This window comes from Legionella sp. km535 (assembly GCF_003990085.1).
Classification (GTDB): Bacteria; Pseudomonadota; Gammaproteobacteria; order Legionellales; family Legionellaceae; genus Legionella; species Legionella moravica.
The window spans coordinates 1-13,126 of the sequence record NZ_RZGU01000032.1; the positions used below are offsets into that span (position 1 = coordinate 1).

Genomic DNA, 13,126 nt, shown 5'->3' on the forward strand with positions numbered 1-13,126 from the left:
GAATTTGATAAGCTACAAGAGCTCAATATTGACTATGAAAACTTGCCAACCCTGATGGAGCAGGAGTTGGCTAGAAAATGGTAGCTTCTTATTGTTCAAAATATATCAGGGGATCACTCAGACCGCGGGGTCTATTTACTCGATTATTTTAAGGTAAAGATCGTTTCATTGTGGATTAGTTTTTTCGATTAAATCTATTTTCCATTGTTGCTACTATATGGTTTACGAATCCCCGTGGCGGAGACCGCGGGGTCTATTTACTGGATTATTTCATGGTAAAGATCGTTCCATTGTGGATTAGTTTTTTCGATTAAATCTATTTTCCACTGCCGTTTCCATTCTTTTAGTCTTTTTTCTCTCGCAGCAGCTAAGGTTATGTCATTAAAAATTTCAAAATAAACAAGGCTAGTAATATTGTATTTTTTAGTAAATCCGGGGACAAATTTATTTTTATGTTCCCAGATCCGTTTAATCAAATCAGAGGTTAAACCAATATACAATGTACCATTTTTTTGACTTGCAAGTATGTACACATAGCTATTATTCATTTGGACTCGCCTTTATTCCATTATAAGGATTGTGAATAGAATAAAACTCAATAACCTTTTGTCTGTTGAAACATAAAGGGAGTTTTATTAACGCAGGAAATGATATCAGTATTGTGGGCATAAAGGTCGATACTGAAAGGAATTTAAATAAAAAATTATGCATTATCTGAGAGTTTTGTAGACCCCGCGGTCTTCGCCGCGGGGATTCGGGAATGAGGTAAGTCAATAAATGCGATCAATACTATAGAGTTCATTACGAATCCCCGCGGCAAAGACCGCGGGGTTTATTTACTGGATTAGGTCATGGTAATGAGCGTTCCATTGTGGATTAGTTTTTTCGCTCAAATCTATTTTCCATTGTCGCTTCCATATGGTCTACGAATCCCCGGGGCAAAGACCGCGGGGTTTATTTACTGGATTAGCTCATGGTAATGAGCGTTCCATTGTGGATTAGTTTTTTCGCTCAAATCTATTTTCGATTGTCGCTTCCATATGGTCTACGAATCCCCGGGGCAAAGACCGCGGGGTTTGTTTACTGGATTAGCTCATGGTAATGAGCGTTCCATTGTGGATTAGTTTTTTCGCTCAAATCTATTTTCGATTGTCGCTTCCATATGGTCTACGAATCCCCGCGGTAAAGACCGCGGGGTCTATTTACTGGATTATTTCATGGTAAGGAGCGTTCCATTGGGGTTTAATTTTTTCGTTCGAAATCTATTTTCGATTGTCGCTTCCATATGGTCTACTAATCCCCGGGGCAAAGACCGCGGAGTTTATTTACTGGATTAGCTCATGGTAATGAGCGTTCCATTGCGGATTAATTTTTTCGCTCAAATCTATTTTCCATTGTCGCTTCTATATGGTCTACGAATCCCCGGGGCAAAGACCGCGGGGTTTATTTACTGGATTAGTTCATGGTAATGAGCGTTCCATTGCGGATTAGTTCTTCGCTCAAATCTATTTTCCATTGTCGCTTCTATATGGTTTACGAATCCCCGCGGCGAAGACCGCGGGGTCCATTTATTGAATTATCTGATGGCATTGGACATTTCATTTCGGATTTTTATGTTGAATAAGAACCATGTTCCACGAGCGCTTCCAGGCAAAACAAAGAGCTCTTGAGTCGTTAAGAACTATTGGCTACGTAGGAGTAGTCCTCGCGAGATAAACTTGAAAATAAATTGGAAGAATGCGTTGCATGTAATACAATCGCGTCAATAAAATACTAATGGAATAATAATTGTGTCTTTAGGGATAAAGCGAATTATCCTTTAAGAGATGTAATCATGAAAATTATTCAAATTAAACGAAGCGCCTCAGGAACGATAAAACCAGTTAAAGAGCGAATTTATTTGCCTCGATCAGAATTTCATTGCAGATATCCTTCATTATTTGATATGACCGATCCGGTGCGATGGTCTACTTACCACAGAAGTGATTTTAAAAAAATCGAAGGAACATCTAAAGACCAGTTTAAATTTCAGGGAAATCAGGAGTCAATAACAACGGGTATGTACCCTAAAACGGGGAATTTTTACAATCCTTTCCATTTTGCGAGATATAAAAAAGCCTTAAAACCAGTAAAAAAAGCACTGGCTATTTCGGAACCTGCTTTATGGTACGACAGGCTTTTGGAACAGCAAAAAAATATGGCTGCTTATGTTGTTGCTCAGGTTAATGAACGCGATCCTGATATTCTTATCAACGCCGATAATAACTATACCTGTGTATTGTTTTCTTTACCTAAGCCCGCCGATGAGAAAAATCCTAAAATTTGGAGCCAATTTCTATCCGTATACCTCATTGCATTTGCTAATACTCTGGCTGATGAGCGAGGAATTAATATTGAAATGGTGCACCGCTCGAGCTTTGGCTGCTTGAGACCCTCTGTTGCAGATTGTGGTGAAAGTGTGCGTGTTAATCTTGGATTGACACCAAAACCCTATGCGGATTGCGTGATTGATGCGATCATGTTTTTGCAAAAACTGGTCAAGAACCAGAATGCTTTTGAAATTCCATTTCAATCTGTAGCATTGACGAATACTCTAAAAAATTATAATAAAATAAAATCGACGAAAACAAAACCAGTAGAAATTCAGCTTAAAGATACCCTTTGGAATACTTTATGGGCTCCAGGTGATAGTTCAAATAAATCTTTTGCGAGTCAAATATTCAGAAAATCAGTAGTTAAGGAATGCTTGGTCGACTTGATACACAATGCCTGTCTTGATCATCCATTAGAAGATATCTTCAAGGATAAAAAAGCATATAACAAGGCGTTTGTAGAACCACTTAAAAAAGTGCTTCAATCCATTAAATTAAATGGCAAATCTCTTTCGATTCAACTTGATGGTGATGACTTAACATCCTATGAATGGGGAGAGGCCGAAAAAGTTGTGGACGATGAGTTTTGGACTCTGATAAAAGAAATGGCTGAGCTTTTGGGGGCGACTAAAAAAGAGGTTGCGACTCTTGTAAAAGAACAAAAAACTGAAGATCTCCATTCTTGTTTTGAAGCATGGGTAGCAAATTTCATTTTTCAACCTAAAGCAGATCAATCGGTTGAGGATGGTAATGGCTCTGACTCTGATGAAGAGGGAGAGCTTGAAATTAAAGGCGAGCCTCAAACAATTCATGCAAAGAAAATAATTACCGCAACAGGGATGAGGGCAATACAGCTGATTCATGCTGTCAGTAGAAAATACCTCCATGATACATATCAGATAGATCCCTTGTATCTAACATTCAGTGCAAGCCAAATGTATTATGAAACAGATGAAGCGTTATCAAAACATCCGATTCCTGTTGATTATGTGCATGATAAACTCAAAAAAAGAGTCCAAACCAACGTGGCCTTTTTTGACGTAAATCATTGCAACACAACCCATGAGGATATGGCGGATGAAATTGCTTTAATCGATAAAAAAGATAGGATTTGCGCAATCGATGTCACTTCGGCTACAACTCGAGAGATTCATGAAACCCTGGTGCGACTTTATGAAGAGCGGCCTAATCTTGAGATTATCTTAACAATCAGTAGCGGATTAAAAAATGAACAGGCAATGGGTGATTATAACCCCTATGGTACTGTGCGTATCTTTTCAAAAAATCGTGAATCGCTTGATGTCATTTATGATGATTTGGTTGATCTTGAAGAGCAAGCGGGCTATTTGCACCCGAAAGAAAGTCATTTAATCAGGAAATCTGCAAAACTTGCGGGAATGACTCCAACTAATGCGTCCATTTTAAGTTAAGGAGTAGGGAACATGTTTAATTCATTTTATTTAGATGGAATAAAAGTATTTGATGAACACAATTATGAAAGAGCTAAAAATTGGTTTCTTCAAGCGATTGATAAAAATCCAGAAGTACCAGAGAGCTATTTTTATTTAGGAACATGTTTCTTTTTTTGCAGTGAACCACAAAGGGCTATTCCTTCTTTAAAAAAATTTATTGAATTAAGACAAAGTAATCCAGACGAAGTAGCCAATGTGTCTAATGCATTCGATTTATTAGGGCAATGCTATGAAATGGAAAACAACAGCAAAGCGGCACTAACATGTTACGAGACGGCAACAAAAATGTATCCATCTGGTGCTTCTGCCTGGAATAACATGGGTTTATTGTTTATAAAGTCTGCTGTGCATTATCTCAAAACAGACTTGGTACAGAGCGTCAAGCTGTTTCGCGATTCTCTGGCTTTTATCACAAAAGCCTTGAGCCTAAGTAGCGAAAACCCTGTATTTTTACAAAGTATAGCAAGTTGGTATGAACAATACATTGACGTGGTTGTGAAGGTCGTACAAGACGAAGATGCTGTGATGAATAATGTAGCAATGAATTATAGTGTTGCAATACACTATTACCGAAAAGCTCTAGCGGTTTGTAAAGAACATGAGGTCACATTGAGAAACATTATCTTATCTAACCTGACCGAATGTTTGGCACAATATGGACATCATTTTTACAAAAACAATGAATATTTAAAAGCGCAAGAAATTTATTTAGAAGCATTTCAGCTTGATCCAGAACATCTTATTGTCATTAATCAGATAGGGATGTCTCTTTTTAAACAGGATTGTTTTCCTGAAGCGCGAAAATACTTTTCTTCTATCCTCAATAAAACAGAAGACACGCAAGAAATTGCAGATGCCTGGCTAAATATTGCTTGTACTTATAGATTAGAGAAAAGGTGGGAGCAAGCTGAAGAGGCTCTTAACCTGGCTAAACAGCATGCACCTGAGGATTCTTCCATAACTGAAGAAGAAATGAGGTTGATTGAATCAAAAAGTGCTGCGCTTCTGATATCGACACCTCAAACATTATTTGGTAGTTCAAATTCTGCTTCTCAAGGTGCAGGAAGTGAAACAGTTCCACAATCAAGCTGCATTTTTCAGTTAAACTAAAATTATTTAAAGCATGCTTGTTTGGGCTGGAGATGAACTCTATAACCCTTTTCCCCACGCTGGGTGGGGAGGGGAAAAGACTTTGTTTGTGATTTCAGGTGATGTTAATACCAGGCCTTGGTTTTGGGATTAAGGCTTATTCTCAGAGGGTTCTTCTTCAGTTTTTTCTGCTGTTTTGGCTGTTTCAGTTTTTGTCTCAGGCACTTTTACTTCTTCAGTTTTAGCCGCTTCTTTTTTTACCTCTTCAGCAGGTGTTTCCTGTTGTTCTCTTTTTTGCTTGTAGTCTTGAATAATTTCTTCGACACTGCTTTTTATGCCTTTATACAGTTTCGTTGTCATTGACGTTAATTCTTTAAAATCAGGCAGCTTGGATTTAAAATCGCTCATGTTCCACTCCCTTGCAGAAAATTATTTTATTATATAATTATATACTCATATTCAATCTTTTGTTGTTCTTCTCTTGTCTATCACTGGGCTTTCAAGTTAAGCCCAGGGATGCAACAGATTCATTGCGGGTTTTAGCAGTTTATTCATTAAAGTAGGTTTGGGCTGGACGGTTATTTTAAATGCCTTATAGCGTGCCATTTTTTCCACCAGGTAGTCATCACTGGTGCATAGTTTATCTACCAGACTCAGTTCAAAAGCATCGGTTGCCAGCCAATGCTCACCTGTGGACACTTTATCCATATCCAGTTGGCTGCGATTAGCAAGGACATAATTTCTAAATGCCGTATGAATGTGCTCCAGATCTTTCTGAAATTTTTTCCGGCCTTTATCGGTATTTTCAGCAAACAGGGTTAGGGTCCGTTTGTATTCACCTGCCGTTAATAATTCAACGTCAATATCATTTTTCTTTAACCAGCGGTGAAAATTAGGGATTTGAGCCACAACACCAATTGAACCAATGATTGCAAAAGGAGCTGCAATAATTTGATTGGCTACACAGGCCATTAAATAACCGCCGCTTGCTGCTACTTTATCAATACACACTGTTAAAGGAATGTTTTTATCACGTATTCTTTGCAGTTGTGATGCCGCAAGTCCATACCCATTAACTGCACCGCCAGGGCTATCCAATCTGACCAGAACCTCATCTTCCGGTTTGGCAATACACAGGATAGAGGTCACTTCTTCACGAAGTTGTTCTACTTGTGAAGCTTTGATATCACCACTGAAATCAATGACATAAAGAGTGGGTTGCTTTTCCTTGCTTTTTTTCTTTTTTCCTGGTTTTTTATCCAGAATTTCTTTGTTCATTAACGTTTGAATGTGCTCATATTGTTCATTTAGAGAAGTAATTTCCAATTTGGGTTTGGGTTTGCGACCTAAAGAAAAGATACCACCTATAAGTACTAGAAATGCGACAACCAGGGTGACGCATTTAAGGAGAAACATACCGTATTCACTAAGAAATTCCATTGATAACCTTTAAATAAATAAAACAGATTATGGCGATCCTGATGTGACTTCGCAAGACAAAAATCAGGAATTTAAACGGTATACACGTTAAAAAACTTGTTTTGTCTTTTATTTATAGTTAGTCTCGCTTTTTACGGTAAAAAACACATTCCTATGCTTGAAGTGATTGATCTTGATTTTGATTACCAGGAACAACCTCTGTTACATCATGTTTCATTTAAAGTACCACAAGGCGGCCTTTTACATCTGAAAGGCGGTAATGGTGCGGGTAAAACTACCTTACTTAAGTTGATAGCGGGATTGCATCAACCGATGCAGGGGCAGATCTGTTTTTCAGGCCTACCGATTTCTGAGCAGCTTGCTGCATACCAACAACAGCTCTGTTTTGTCGGCCATAAAACGGGAATTAACCCCTATCTTACCGTAAAAGAAAATTGCCTGTTTGATTTGAACTATGGTGGTAACACGGCCGATATCACTGAATTGGCCGCCCAATTTCATTTGGAACGATTTTTAGATCAACCTTGTGGCCTGCTTTCAGCGGGGCAAAGAAGACAGGTCGGTCTTCTCCGATTATGGATGTCTGATAAACCTTTATGGCTGTTGGATGAGCCGTTGGTAGCTTTGGATCAGAGCGCGTTGATGACTCTGATGGATAAAATAGAACACCATCGATTGCAAGGCGGTGCAGTACTGCTTACTTCTCATCAAAACTTGCCATTAAGGGATGGTGACTATCAGGAGTATCATTTGTGAATTCGTGCTTTGTATTACTTAGAACTCAATTCAAGCGTGAATTATTAATTCAGATGAGACAAATCAAATACTTGGTTAATTCCTGTTTATTTTTTTTAATGTTGTTATTTCTTTTTCCTTTAACGATACGACCTGAAGTGGTACTCCTGAGAACTATTGCTCCTGGTTTGATCTGGATGGCAATTTTACTGTCCATGTTACTTTCAGCGGAACGACTTTTTCAACAAGATTATGAGCAAGGTGTTATTGAGCAATGGCTGGTTTCTGGGCAATCATTGCCTGTTATTATCAGCGCGAAAATCCTGGCACATTGGCTCTTTAATATAACACCTTTGCTACTCCTTTCTCCTTTGGTTGCTCTCTTGTTTGCATTTTCCGTGTGGGAAACCTGGATATTGATACTGAGTCTGCTTTGTGGTACGCCAGCTCTGTTTTACTTGTGTGCATTGGCGGCAGCCTTTGGTGTTGGGGTGAATCAACGGGGAGCTTTAATGGCATTGATATTATTGCCTTTAACACTTCCATTGCTTGTTTTTGGCAGTGGCACTTTAAGTATTGCAATGCAGGGATTGCCAATCAATGGGTATTTGGCATTACTCATGGCTATGTCTGTTATTGCAGCAGGCTTTTTGCCTTTTGCTATTGCGGGTGTGGTTCGAATCAGTCAAGTCGATTGATGATCGTTGACTCAGGATTTTTTCAATTAATGACTTTTTAGTAAACCATGCATGGAAAAAAGCCTTCAGCCGCAAGCGGTTGAGAGGCGCTTCAGTTAACCACAGTGCTCATCAAACCCTGTCTATCAGGTATATTTTGCGAAAACACTGAGGCATGGTAAAATCCGACTCTTTTCTGACTTTAATGTTTCCTATGTGGAAGTTTTTATATCAATTAGCCTCGCCCAAAACATTTTACAGTTTCTCGGGGCGCATAATTCCATGGTTGGCGGCTGGTGCATTGCTGACTTTGGTGATTGGAGTGGTTTGGGGCCTTGTCTTTGCTCCGCCTGATTATCAGCAAGGAGATGCCTTTCGGATCATCTATGTCCATGTTCCCAGTGCGTTTCTTTCAATGGCTCTGTATGCCTGGATGGGCTTTTTAGCCGTTTTGCTTTTGGTTTGGCGTATTAAAATAGCCGGCCTATTGATTAGCCTGGTAGCTGAATTGGGGCTTTGTATGGCGTTTCTCGCGCTGGTTACCGGCAGTATTTGGGGCAAGCCCATGTGGGGAGCCTGGTGGGTATGGGATGCAAGATTAACTTCTGAACTGATACTTTTGTTGCTTTATGCCGCTATTTTAGCAACGCATCATGCGGTTAAAAATAAAGAAGACGGTGATAAAATCATTGCGATATTAACTTTGGTCGGTTTAATTGATTTACCCATTATTCATTATTCAGTGTATTGGTGGAATACCCTGCATCAAGGAGCCACTTTATCTGTGTTTGCGAAGCCTAAAATTGAAGTCAGCATGTTGTATCCATTGCTGTTGACCCTGATTGGATTCTTTTTCTATTGCTTATGGATCATTCTGGAAAAGGCGCGAAATGAATTATTGATCAGGGAAAGAAAACAAACCTGGGTTAAAATTCAATTCGAAGGAGAGCGTCAATGAACCCATTTTTTGAATGGTTGGCAATGGGTGGTTATTCTGCTTATGTGTGGACCGCTTACGGATTGGTTGGTTTTGTCTTGCTAATGAATTTTTTCGGAATAAAAAGACAAAAAACTCGAACTCGTCAAAAACTGCAACGATGGTTTAAGAGATAGCATTTATGAATCCGGCAAGAAAACGCAAATTACTTACGATACTTTTTTTTATGTCAATTTTAGCCATAGCTTCCGGCCTGGTTTTATATGCCCTGAGACAAAATATCAGTTTATTTTATACCCCTAGTCAGGTTGCTTCGGGAGAAGCACCGATAGCTCGTCCCGTTCGAGTCGGTGGCATGGTTGAAAAAAACAGCATTGTGAGAGCTAAAGAAGGATTGGAAGTTCAATTTAAAATCACCGATTTTAATAAAACCATCACGGTGACATATAAAGGAATTCTTCCTGATCTGTTTCGTGAAGGTCAGGGAATAGTCGCAGAAGGAGAGGTCATTGATTCGCACTATTTTCGAGCCACTCAGGTGTTAGCAAAGCACGATGCGAATTACATGCCCCCGGAAGTTAAAGCGTCTTTGGCTAAAAAGGTGAATTCATGATTGCAGAAATTGGCCTTTTTTCGTTAATCCTGGCATTGCTTGTTGCTCTGATGCTGGCGACAGTTCCTTTGGCGGGTTTATATCTCAAACGTGAAGCCTGGATGGAATCAGCGAGAACCTATGCCGGGTTACAATTTTTATTTGTCAGTATTGCTTATTTTTGTTTAACTTTTTGCTTTTTAAATGATGATTTTTCAGTTGTTTATGTAGTCAGTAATTCCAGTGTTTTATTGCCCTGGTTTTATAAACTCTGCGCTGTTTGGGGTGGGCACGAAGGTTCCATGCTTTTATGGGTTGCCATTCTTAGTTTCTGGATGATTCTGGTAGGTTACTTGAGCTCAAGTCTGGACAAGGAAATGCGCACACGGGTATTAGTGGTATTAGGATGGTTAAGCATAGGATTCATCCTTTTTTTATTGACTACATCCAATCCTTTTTTACGCCAGTTTCAGGTTTTAAATACTCAAGGCAGGGATCTGAATCCATTATTGCAGGATCCGGGGTTTTTGTTTCATCCACCCATGTTGTATATGGGGTATGTTGGTTTTTCTGTGGCTTTTGCTTTTGCTATAGCTGCATTGTGGGCAGGCAAAGTCGAATCCAGCTGGTCTAAATGGACCAGGCCCTGGACTTTGGCGGCCTGGTGTTGTTTAACCGCAGGAATTACACTGGGAAGCTGGTGGGCCTACCGAGAATTAGGGTGGGGTGGTTGGTGGTTTTGGGATCCGGTGGAGAATGCTTCGTTTATGCCCTGGCTTGTCGGTACAGCATTACTTCATTCATTGGCAGTGACCGAGCAACGCCAGCAATTTAAAGCCTGGACCATGCTGCTCGCAATTGCAGCCTTCTCTTTAAGCCTTATCGGAACATTTCTTGTCCGTTCAGGAGTACTAACCTCTGTACATGCCTTTGCGGTGGATCCACAGCGTGGTTTGTTTATATTGGCTTTTTTGCTGATGGTTATTGGTGGTTCTTTGCTCTTGTTTTTATTTCGTGCTCAAACCTTACAGACGGGTACCAGTCCCAGTCCGGTGTCACGAGAAAGTGCCTTGTTATTAAATAATGTATTTCTGGTGGTAATTATGCTGACGGTATTAATGGGTACCGTATATCCCTTATTGGTTGAAGGTTTAGGACTGGGTAAACTCTCTGTTGGTGCTCCTTATTTTAATGCAGTGTTCGTCCCGTTGATGATTCCTATGCTGTTGATTATGGGCATCGGGATTCATTTAAAGTGGAATCGTGATGGTTGGAAAGCTGTTTATAAAAGGTTGAACTGGACTGCCTTACTGAGTCTGGTAGTTCCTGTAGTTGTATTATGGTTAACATCCAGCCAATTTGATGGTTCAGCCCTAATGGGCTTGATCTTGGCCTTTTGGGTTATCTTGAGTACTTTCAATGCGGTTATCCGACGAATCAAGGAACGAGGGCTTGATGGAGTAGGTCAGGCTTATTGGGGGATGGTTGTGGCACATTGTGGCGTTGCCGCTTCTGTAATTGGTATAGCGGTTTCCACTGCATACGGGATACAGGACGATGTACAGATGGCTCCTGGCACTCATGTTTCTCTTGCAGGCTATCAAATAGATTTTATGAATCAATCGGATCTCGTTGGGCCTAACTACAAAGGGGCTAGAGCCGAGTTCAAAATCAGTTATCATGACAAAACAAGTTTGATCTATCCTGAAAAAAGAGTGTATTCCATTGGACAAATGGCGATGACCGAGTCAGCAATAGACGTGACCCCATTTAGAGATATTTACATCGCTTTGGGTGAGCCTTTGGCAGATAATTCCTGGTCTGTACGATTGTATTATAAGCCCTTTGTTCGCTGGATCTGGGGTGGAGGATTTTTGATTCTTGCTGGTGGTTTTCTCGCTTTGACTGATAGACGCTATTACAGAAGCAGAACAGCAGTTGCGGTTCGTGCTCAGGAGTTAGAGGCATGAAAACAATTGGGTGGAAAATAATTCCTGTTGCTTTGTTTTTATTATTGAGTTTTTTTCTGTGGCGTGGTCTTTCTTTAGATCCGCATCAATTGCCCTCAGTGCAACTAGGAAAGGCTGTTCCTGAATTTACCTTGCCACAACTTCAAAATCCAGAGGAGACCTTTAGTTCAAATCAATTACGCAATCAGGTTGTTCTTCTTAATGTCTGGGCCAGCTGGTGTGCAGCCTGTGTCGAAGAACAGGTTTTTATGCTGCAATTGGCACGTGAAGGAGTGCCTGTGTATGGGTTAAATTATAAAGATAAATCGGCTGATGCCCTGCATTGGTTAGAGGAATGGGGTAATCCTTATAAACAGGTATTCCAGGATAGTGAGGGCAAGGTTGCTATTGATTTAGGGGTTTATGGTGCACCTGAAACTTTTGTTATTGATAAACGCGGTATTATTCGATATCGACATGTTGGGATAATGAATCAGGAAGTCTGGAGTAAAGAGATATTGCCCTTGATGAAGCAATTGGAGCAGACCTCATGAGATCAGTGTATTTATCTTGCTTAGGCTTCATTGTTTTTTTAATCATGCCTTTATGTTTTGCCAACAGCGTTTACCCTCTGGATTCAGCCAGAAAAGAGGCTCAATTTAATCATTTATTAAAAGATTTACGATGTTTGGTATGCCAGAATCAGGATTTGGCAGATTCAAATGCTGAATTAGCCAAGGATTTACGTTTACAGGTTTATGAAATGGTAAAAGAGGGTAAAAGCGACAGTGAGATCACGGACTATCTGACCTCACGCTATGGCGATTTTATTCTTTTTAAACCTCCAGTAAAAGCGGTTACATTATTGTTATGGTTTGGCCCATTTGTATTTCTGCTATTGGGTTTTCTGATTTTTTGGCGAACATGTTTTAAGCGACGATCCTATGACTGAATGGTGGTTAATCAGTATTTTGGTTTTAATAACCTTTGCTGCAAGTATTTTAATAATTTATCCCTTAAAATGTACTTTATTGACCCGTATTGTGCTGGTGCCATTTATCTTTTTGATGGCTTCCGCGGGCTACTACAATTGGGGTGGTTTTTCTGGCTGGCAAGAATACATTCATCAAACTGAATCTCGGGAACGTGCCCAGCAAGTACTTAAATCGATTAAGAGTCCTCAGGAACTTATAGATAAATTAAAAGCCAAACTGGATGAAAATCCCAAAAGCGCAAAGGGATGGTATTTATTAGGCCGTTTATATACCAGTCAAAATGAAACGAACAATGCGTCTCAAGCCTTTGCTAAAGCCCATCATTTAAAGCCTGATGAGGAGCAGTATGCTGTGAATTATGCCCACAGTCTTTGGCTGATGAACAATCAACAATTTAGTACTGAGATTATCGAGATATTTAACAAGCTATTAGACAAGAATCCCAAACAACCGGATGCTTTAGCCATGCTTGCTATGAACGCTTACTTGAGTCATGATTATCAGGAGGCGATCACCTATTGGCAACGTTTGTTAGTTATGGCACCAGAGCAATCTGAGGAGTCTCAAGCGATTCGTAAAGCCATTGCTAAAGCACAGGATCAAATTAAATTAGGGAGTGAGAAAAAATGACGGATAAAGTGTATCGATTTGTTGAATTAATTGGTACTTCGCAAGAGAGTATCGAGAAGGCTATTGATAATGCAATAATGGCTGCTCAATCTCATGGCAAGCTGGAATGGTTTGAAGTAGTCGAAACGCGTGGATTTATTGATCACAATAAAGTCAAATATTATCAGGTTCATGTGAAAATTGGTTATTACAGCTAGTTCCTCTTCCATCCTGACTCTTGGTCACAAATATGGAATCT

General features: G+C 39.9%; 15 protein-coding genes. 12 read left to right on the forward strand and 3 right to left on the reverse strand.

Features of this window, described 5'->3' with window-relative positions:
* Positions 1-257: 257 nt before the first annotated feature.
* Positions 258-548, reverse strand: coding sequence for a GIY-YIG nuclease family protein (locus tag ELY21_RS14430; RefSeq protein WP_127110615.1), 291 nt, complete (start codon positions 546-548; stop codon positions 258-260).
* 1,286 nt (positions 549-1,834) lie between these two features.
* Between ELY21_RS14430 and ELY21_RS14435 the strand changes: the two genes are divergently transcribed.
* Both ELY21_RS14435 and ELY21_RS14440 read left to right on the forward strand, forming a co-directional pair.
* The gene (locus ELY21_RS14435) at positions 1,835-3,802 is read left to right on the forward strand and encodes a hypothetical protein (protein WP_127110617.1); all 1,968 of its coding nucleotides are present in this window, start codon (positions 1,835-1,837) and stop codon (positions 3,800-3,802) included.
* A 12-nt stretch (positions 3,803-3,814) separates the two neighbouring features.
* Positions 3,815-4,954, forward strand: coding sequence for a lipopolysaccharide assembly protein LapB (locus ELY21_RS14440; RefSeq protein WP_127110619.1), 1,140 nt, complete (start codon positions 3,815-3,817; stop codon positions 4,952-4,954).
* A gap of 129 nt (positions 4,955-5,083) precedes the next feature.
* On the opposite strand, the gene ELY21_RS14445 is transcribed toward ELY21_RS14440, so the two are convergent.
* Positions 5,084-5,341, reverse strand: coding sequence for a hypothetical protein (locus tag ELY21_RS14445; protein ID WP_127110621.1), 258 nt, complete (start codon positions 5,339-5,341; stop codon positions 5,084-5,086).
* A 96-nt stretch (positions 5,342-5,437) separates the two neighbouring features.
* On the reverse strand, positions 5,438-6,373 hold the full coding sequence (sohB, locus tag ELY21_RS14450) for a protease SohB (protein ID WP_127110623.1): 936 nt from the start codon (positions 6,371-6,373) through the stop codon (positions 5,438-5,440).
* A 153-nt stretch (positions 6,374-6,526) separates the two neighbouring features.
* On the opposite strand from sohB, the gene ccmA reads away from it, so the two are divergent.
* The 10 genes from ccmA to ELY21_RS14500 all read left to right on the forward strand — a co-directional run bounded on the left by ccmA (position 6,527) and on the right by ELY21_RS14500 (position 13,085).
* Entirely contained in the window at positions 6,527-7,129 is a 603-nt protein-coding gene (gene ccmA, locus ELY21_RS14455; protein ID WP_127110625.1) for a cytochrome c biogenesis heme-transporting ATPase CcmA, read from the forward strand.
* Positions 7,126-7,806 carry a heme exporter protein CcmB gene (gene ccmB / locus ELY21_RS14460; RefSeq protein ID WP_127110627.1) on the forward strand — a complete coding sequence of 227 codons (681 nt, stop codon included), beginning with the start codon at positions 7,126-7,128 and terminating at the stop codon, positions 7,804-7,806. Before ccmA ends, ccmB begins: the two co-directional genes overlap by 4 nt.
* A 193-nt stretch (positions 7,807-7,999) precedes the next feature.
* Positions 8,000-8,743: a heme ABC transporter permease CcmC gene (ccmC, locus tag ELY21_RS14465; RefSeq protein WP_233588726.1), complete on the forward strand. Its 744-nt coding sequence runs from the start codon at positions 8,000-8,002 to the stop codon at positions 8,741-8,743.
* Entirely contained in the window at positions 8,740-8,898 is a 159-nt protein-coding gene (gene ccmD / locus ELY21_RS14470) for a heme exporter protein CcmD (RefSeq protein ID WP_028385156.1), read from the forward strand. Before ccmC ends, ccmD begins: the two co-directional genes overlap by 4 nt.
* A 5-nt stretch (positions 8,899-8,903) precedes the next feature.
* Entirely contained in the window at positions 8,904-9,335 is a 432-nt protein-coding gene (gene ccmE / locus ELY21_RS14475; RefSeq protein WP_127110632.1) for a cytochrome c maturation protein CcmE, read from the forward strand.
* Positions 9,332-11,284 carry a heme lyase CcmF/NrfE family subunit gene (locus ELY21_RS14480; RefSeq protein WP_127110634.1) on the forward strand — a complete coding sequence of 651 codons (1,953 nt, stop codon included), beginning with the start codon at positions 9,332-9,334 and terminating at the stop codon, positions 11,282-11,284. The genes ccmE and ELY21_RS14480 overlap by 4 nt, the downstream gene beginning before the upstream one ends.
* Positions 11,281-11,817 (forward strand): DsbE family thiol:disulfide interchange protein, encoded by a 537-nt coding sequence (locus ELY21_RS14485; protein ID WP_127110636.1) that lies wholly within the window; start codon positions 11,281-11,283, stop codon positions 11,815-11,817. Before ELY21_RS14480 ends, ELY21_RS14485 begins: the two co-directional genes overlap by 4 nt.
* Complete coding sequence (locus tag ELY21_RS14490; RefSeq protein WP_127110638.1) at positions 11,814-12,215, forward strand: cytochrome c-type biogenesis protein; 402 nt, start codon at positions 11,814-11,816, stop codon at positions 12,213-12,215. The genes ELY21_RS14485 and ELY21_RS14490 overlap by 4 nt, the downstream gene beginning before the upstream one ends.
* On the forward strand, positions 12,208-12,888 hold the full coding sequence (locus ELY21_RS14495; protein ID WP_127110640.1) for a tetratricopeptide repeat protein: 681 nt from the start codon (positions 12,208-12,210) through the stop codon (positions 12,886-12,888). The genes ELY21_RS14490 and ELY21_RS14495 overlap by 8 nt, the downstream gene beginning before the upstream one ends.
* Positions 12,885-13,085, forward strand: a complete 201-nt coding sequence (locus ELY21_RS14500; protein ID WP_028385162.1) for a dodecin — start codon at positions 12,885-12,887, stop codon at positions 13,083-13,085. Before ELY21_RS14495 ends, ELY21_RS14500 begins: the two co-directional genes overlap by 4 nt.
* Positions 13,086-13,126 lie beyond the last annotated feature (41 nt).

Bases quoted from the DNA above. Each gene is read 5' to 3' on its own strand.
- ELY21_RS14430 (WP_127110615.1), bottom strand. From the start codon at position 548: ATGAATAATAGCTATGTGTACATACTTGCAAGTCAAAAAAATGGTACA.
- ELY21_RS14435 (WP_127110617.1), top strand. From the start codon at position 1,835: ATGAAAATTATTCAAATTAAACGAAGCGCCTCAGGAACGATAAAACCA.
- ELY21_RS14440 (WP_127110619.1), top strand. From the start codon at position 3,815: ATGTTTAATTCATTTTATTTAGATGGAATAAAAGTATTTGATGAACAC.
- ELY21_RS14445 (WP_127110621.1), bottom strand. From the start codon at position 5,341: ATGAGCGATTTTAAATCCAAGCTGCCTGATTTTAAAGAATTAACGTCA.
- sohB (WP_127110623.1), bottom strand. From the start codon at position 6,373: ATGGAATTTCTTAGTGAATACGGTATGTTTCTCCTTAAATGCGTCACC.
- ccmA (WP_127110625.1), top strand. From the start codon at position 6,527: ATGCTTGAAGTGATTGATCTTGATTTTGATTACCAGGAACAACCTCTG.
- ccmC (WP_233588726.1), top strand. From the start codon at position 8,000: ATGTGGAAGTTTTTATATCAATTAGCCTCGCCCAAAACATTTTACAGT.
- ccmD (WP_028385156.1), top strand. From the start codon at position 8,740: ATGAACCCATTTTTTGAATGGTTGGCAATGGGTGGTTATTCTGCTTAT.
- ccmE (WP_127110632.1), top strand. From the start codon at position 8,904: ATGAATCCGGCAAGAAAACGCAAATTACTTACGATACTTTTTTTTATG.
- ELY21_RS14480 (WP_127110634.1), top strand. From the start codon at position 9,332: ATGATTGCAGAAATTGGCCTTTTTTCGTTAATCCTGGCATTGCTTGTT.
- ELY21_RS14485 (WP_127110636.1), top strand. From the start codon at position 11,281: ATGAAAACAATTGGGTGGAAAATAATTCCTGTTGCTTTGTTTTTATTA.
- ELY21_RS14490 (WP_127110638.1), top strand. From the start codon at position 11,814: ATGAGATCAGTGTATTTATCTTGCTTAGGCTTCATTGTTTTTTTAATC.
- ELY21_RS14495 (WP_127110640.1), top strand. From the start codon at position 12,208: ATGACTGAATGGTGGTTAATCAGTATTTTGGTTTTAATAACCTTTGCT.
- ELY21_RS14500 (WP_028385162.1), top strand. From the start codon at position 12,885: ATGACGGATAAAGTGTATCGATTTGTTGAATTAATTGGTACTTCGCAA.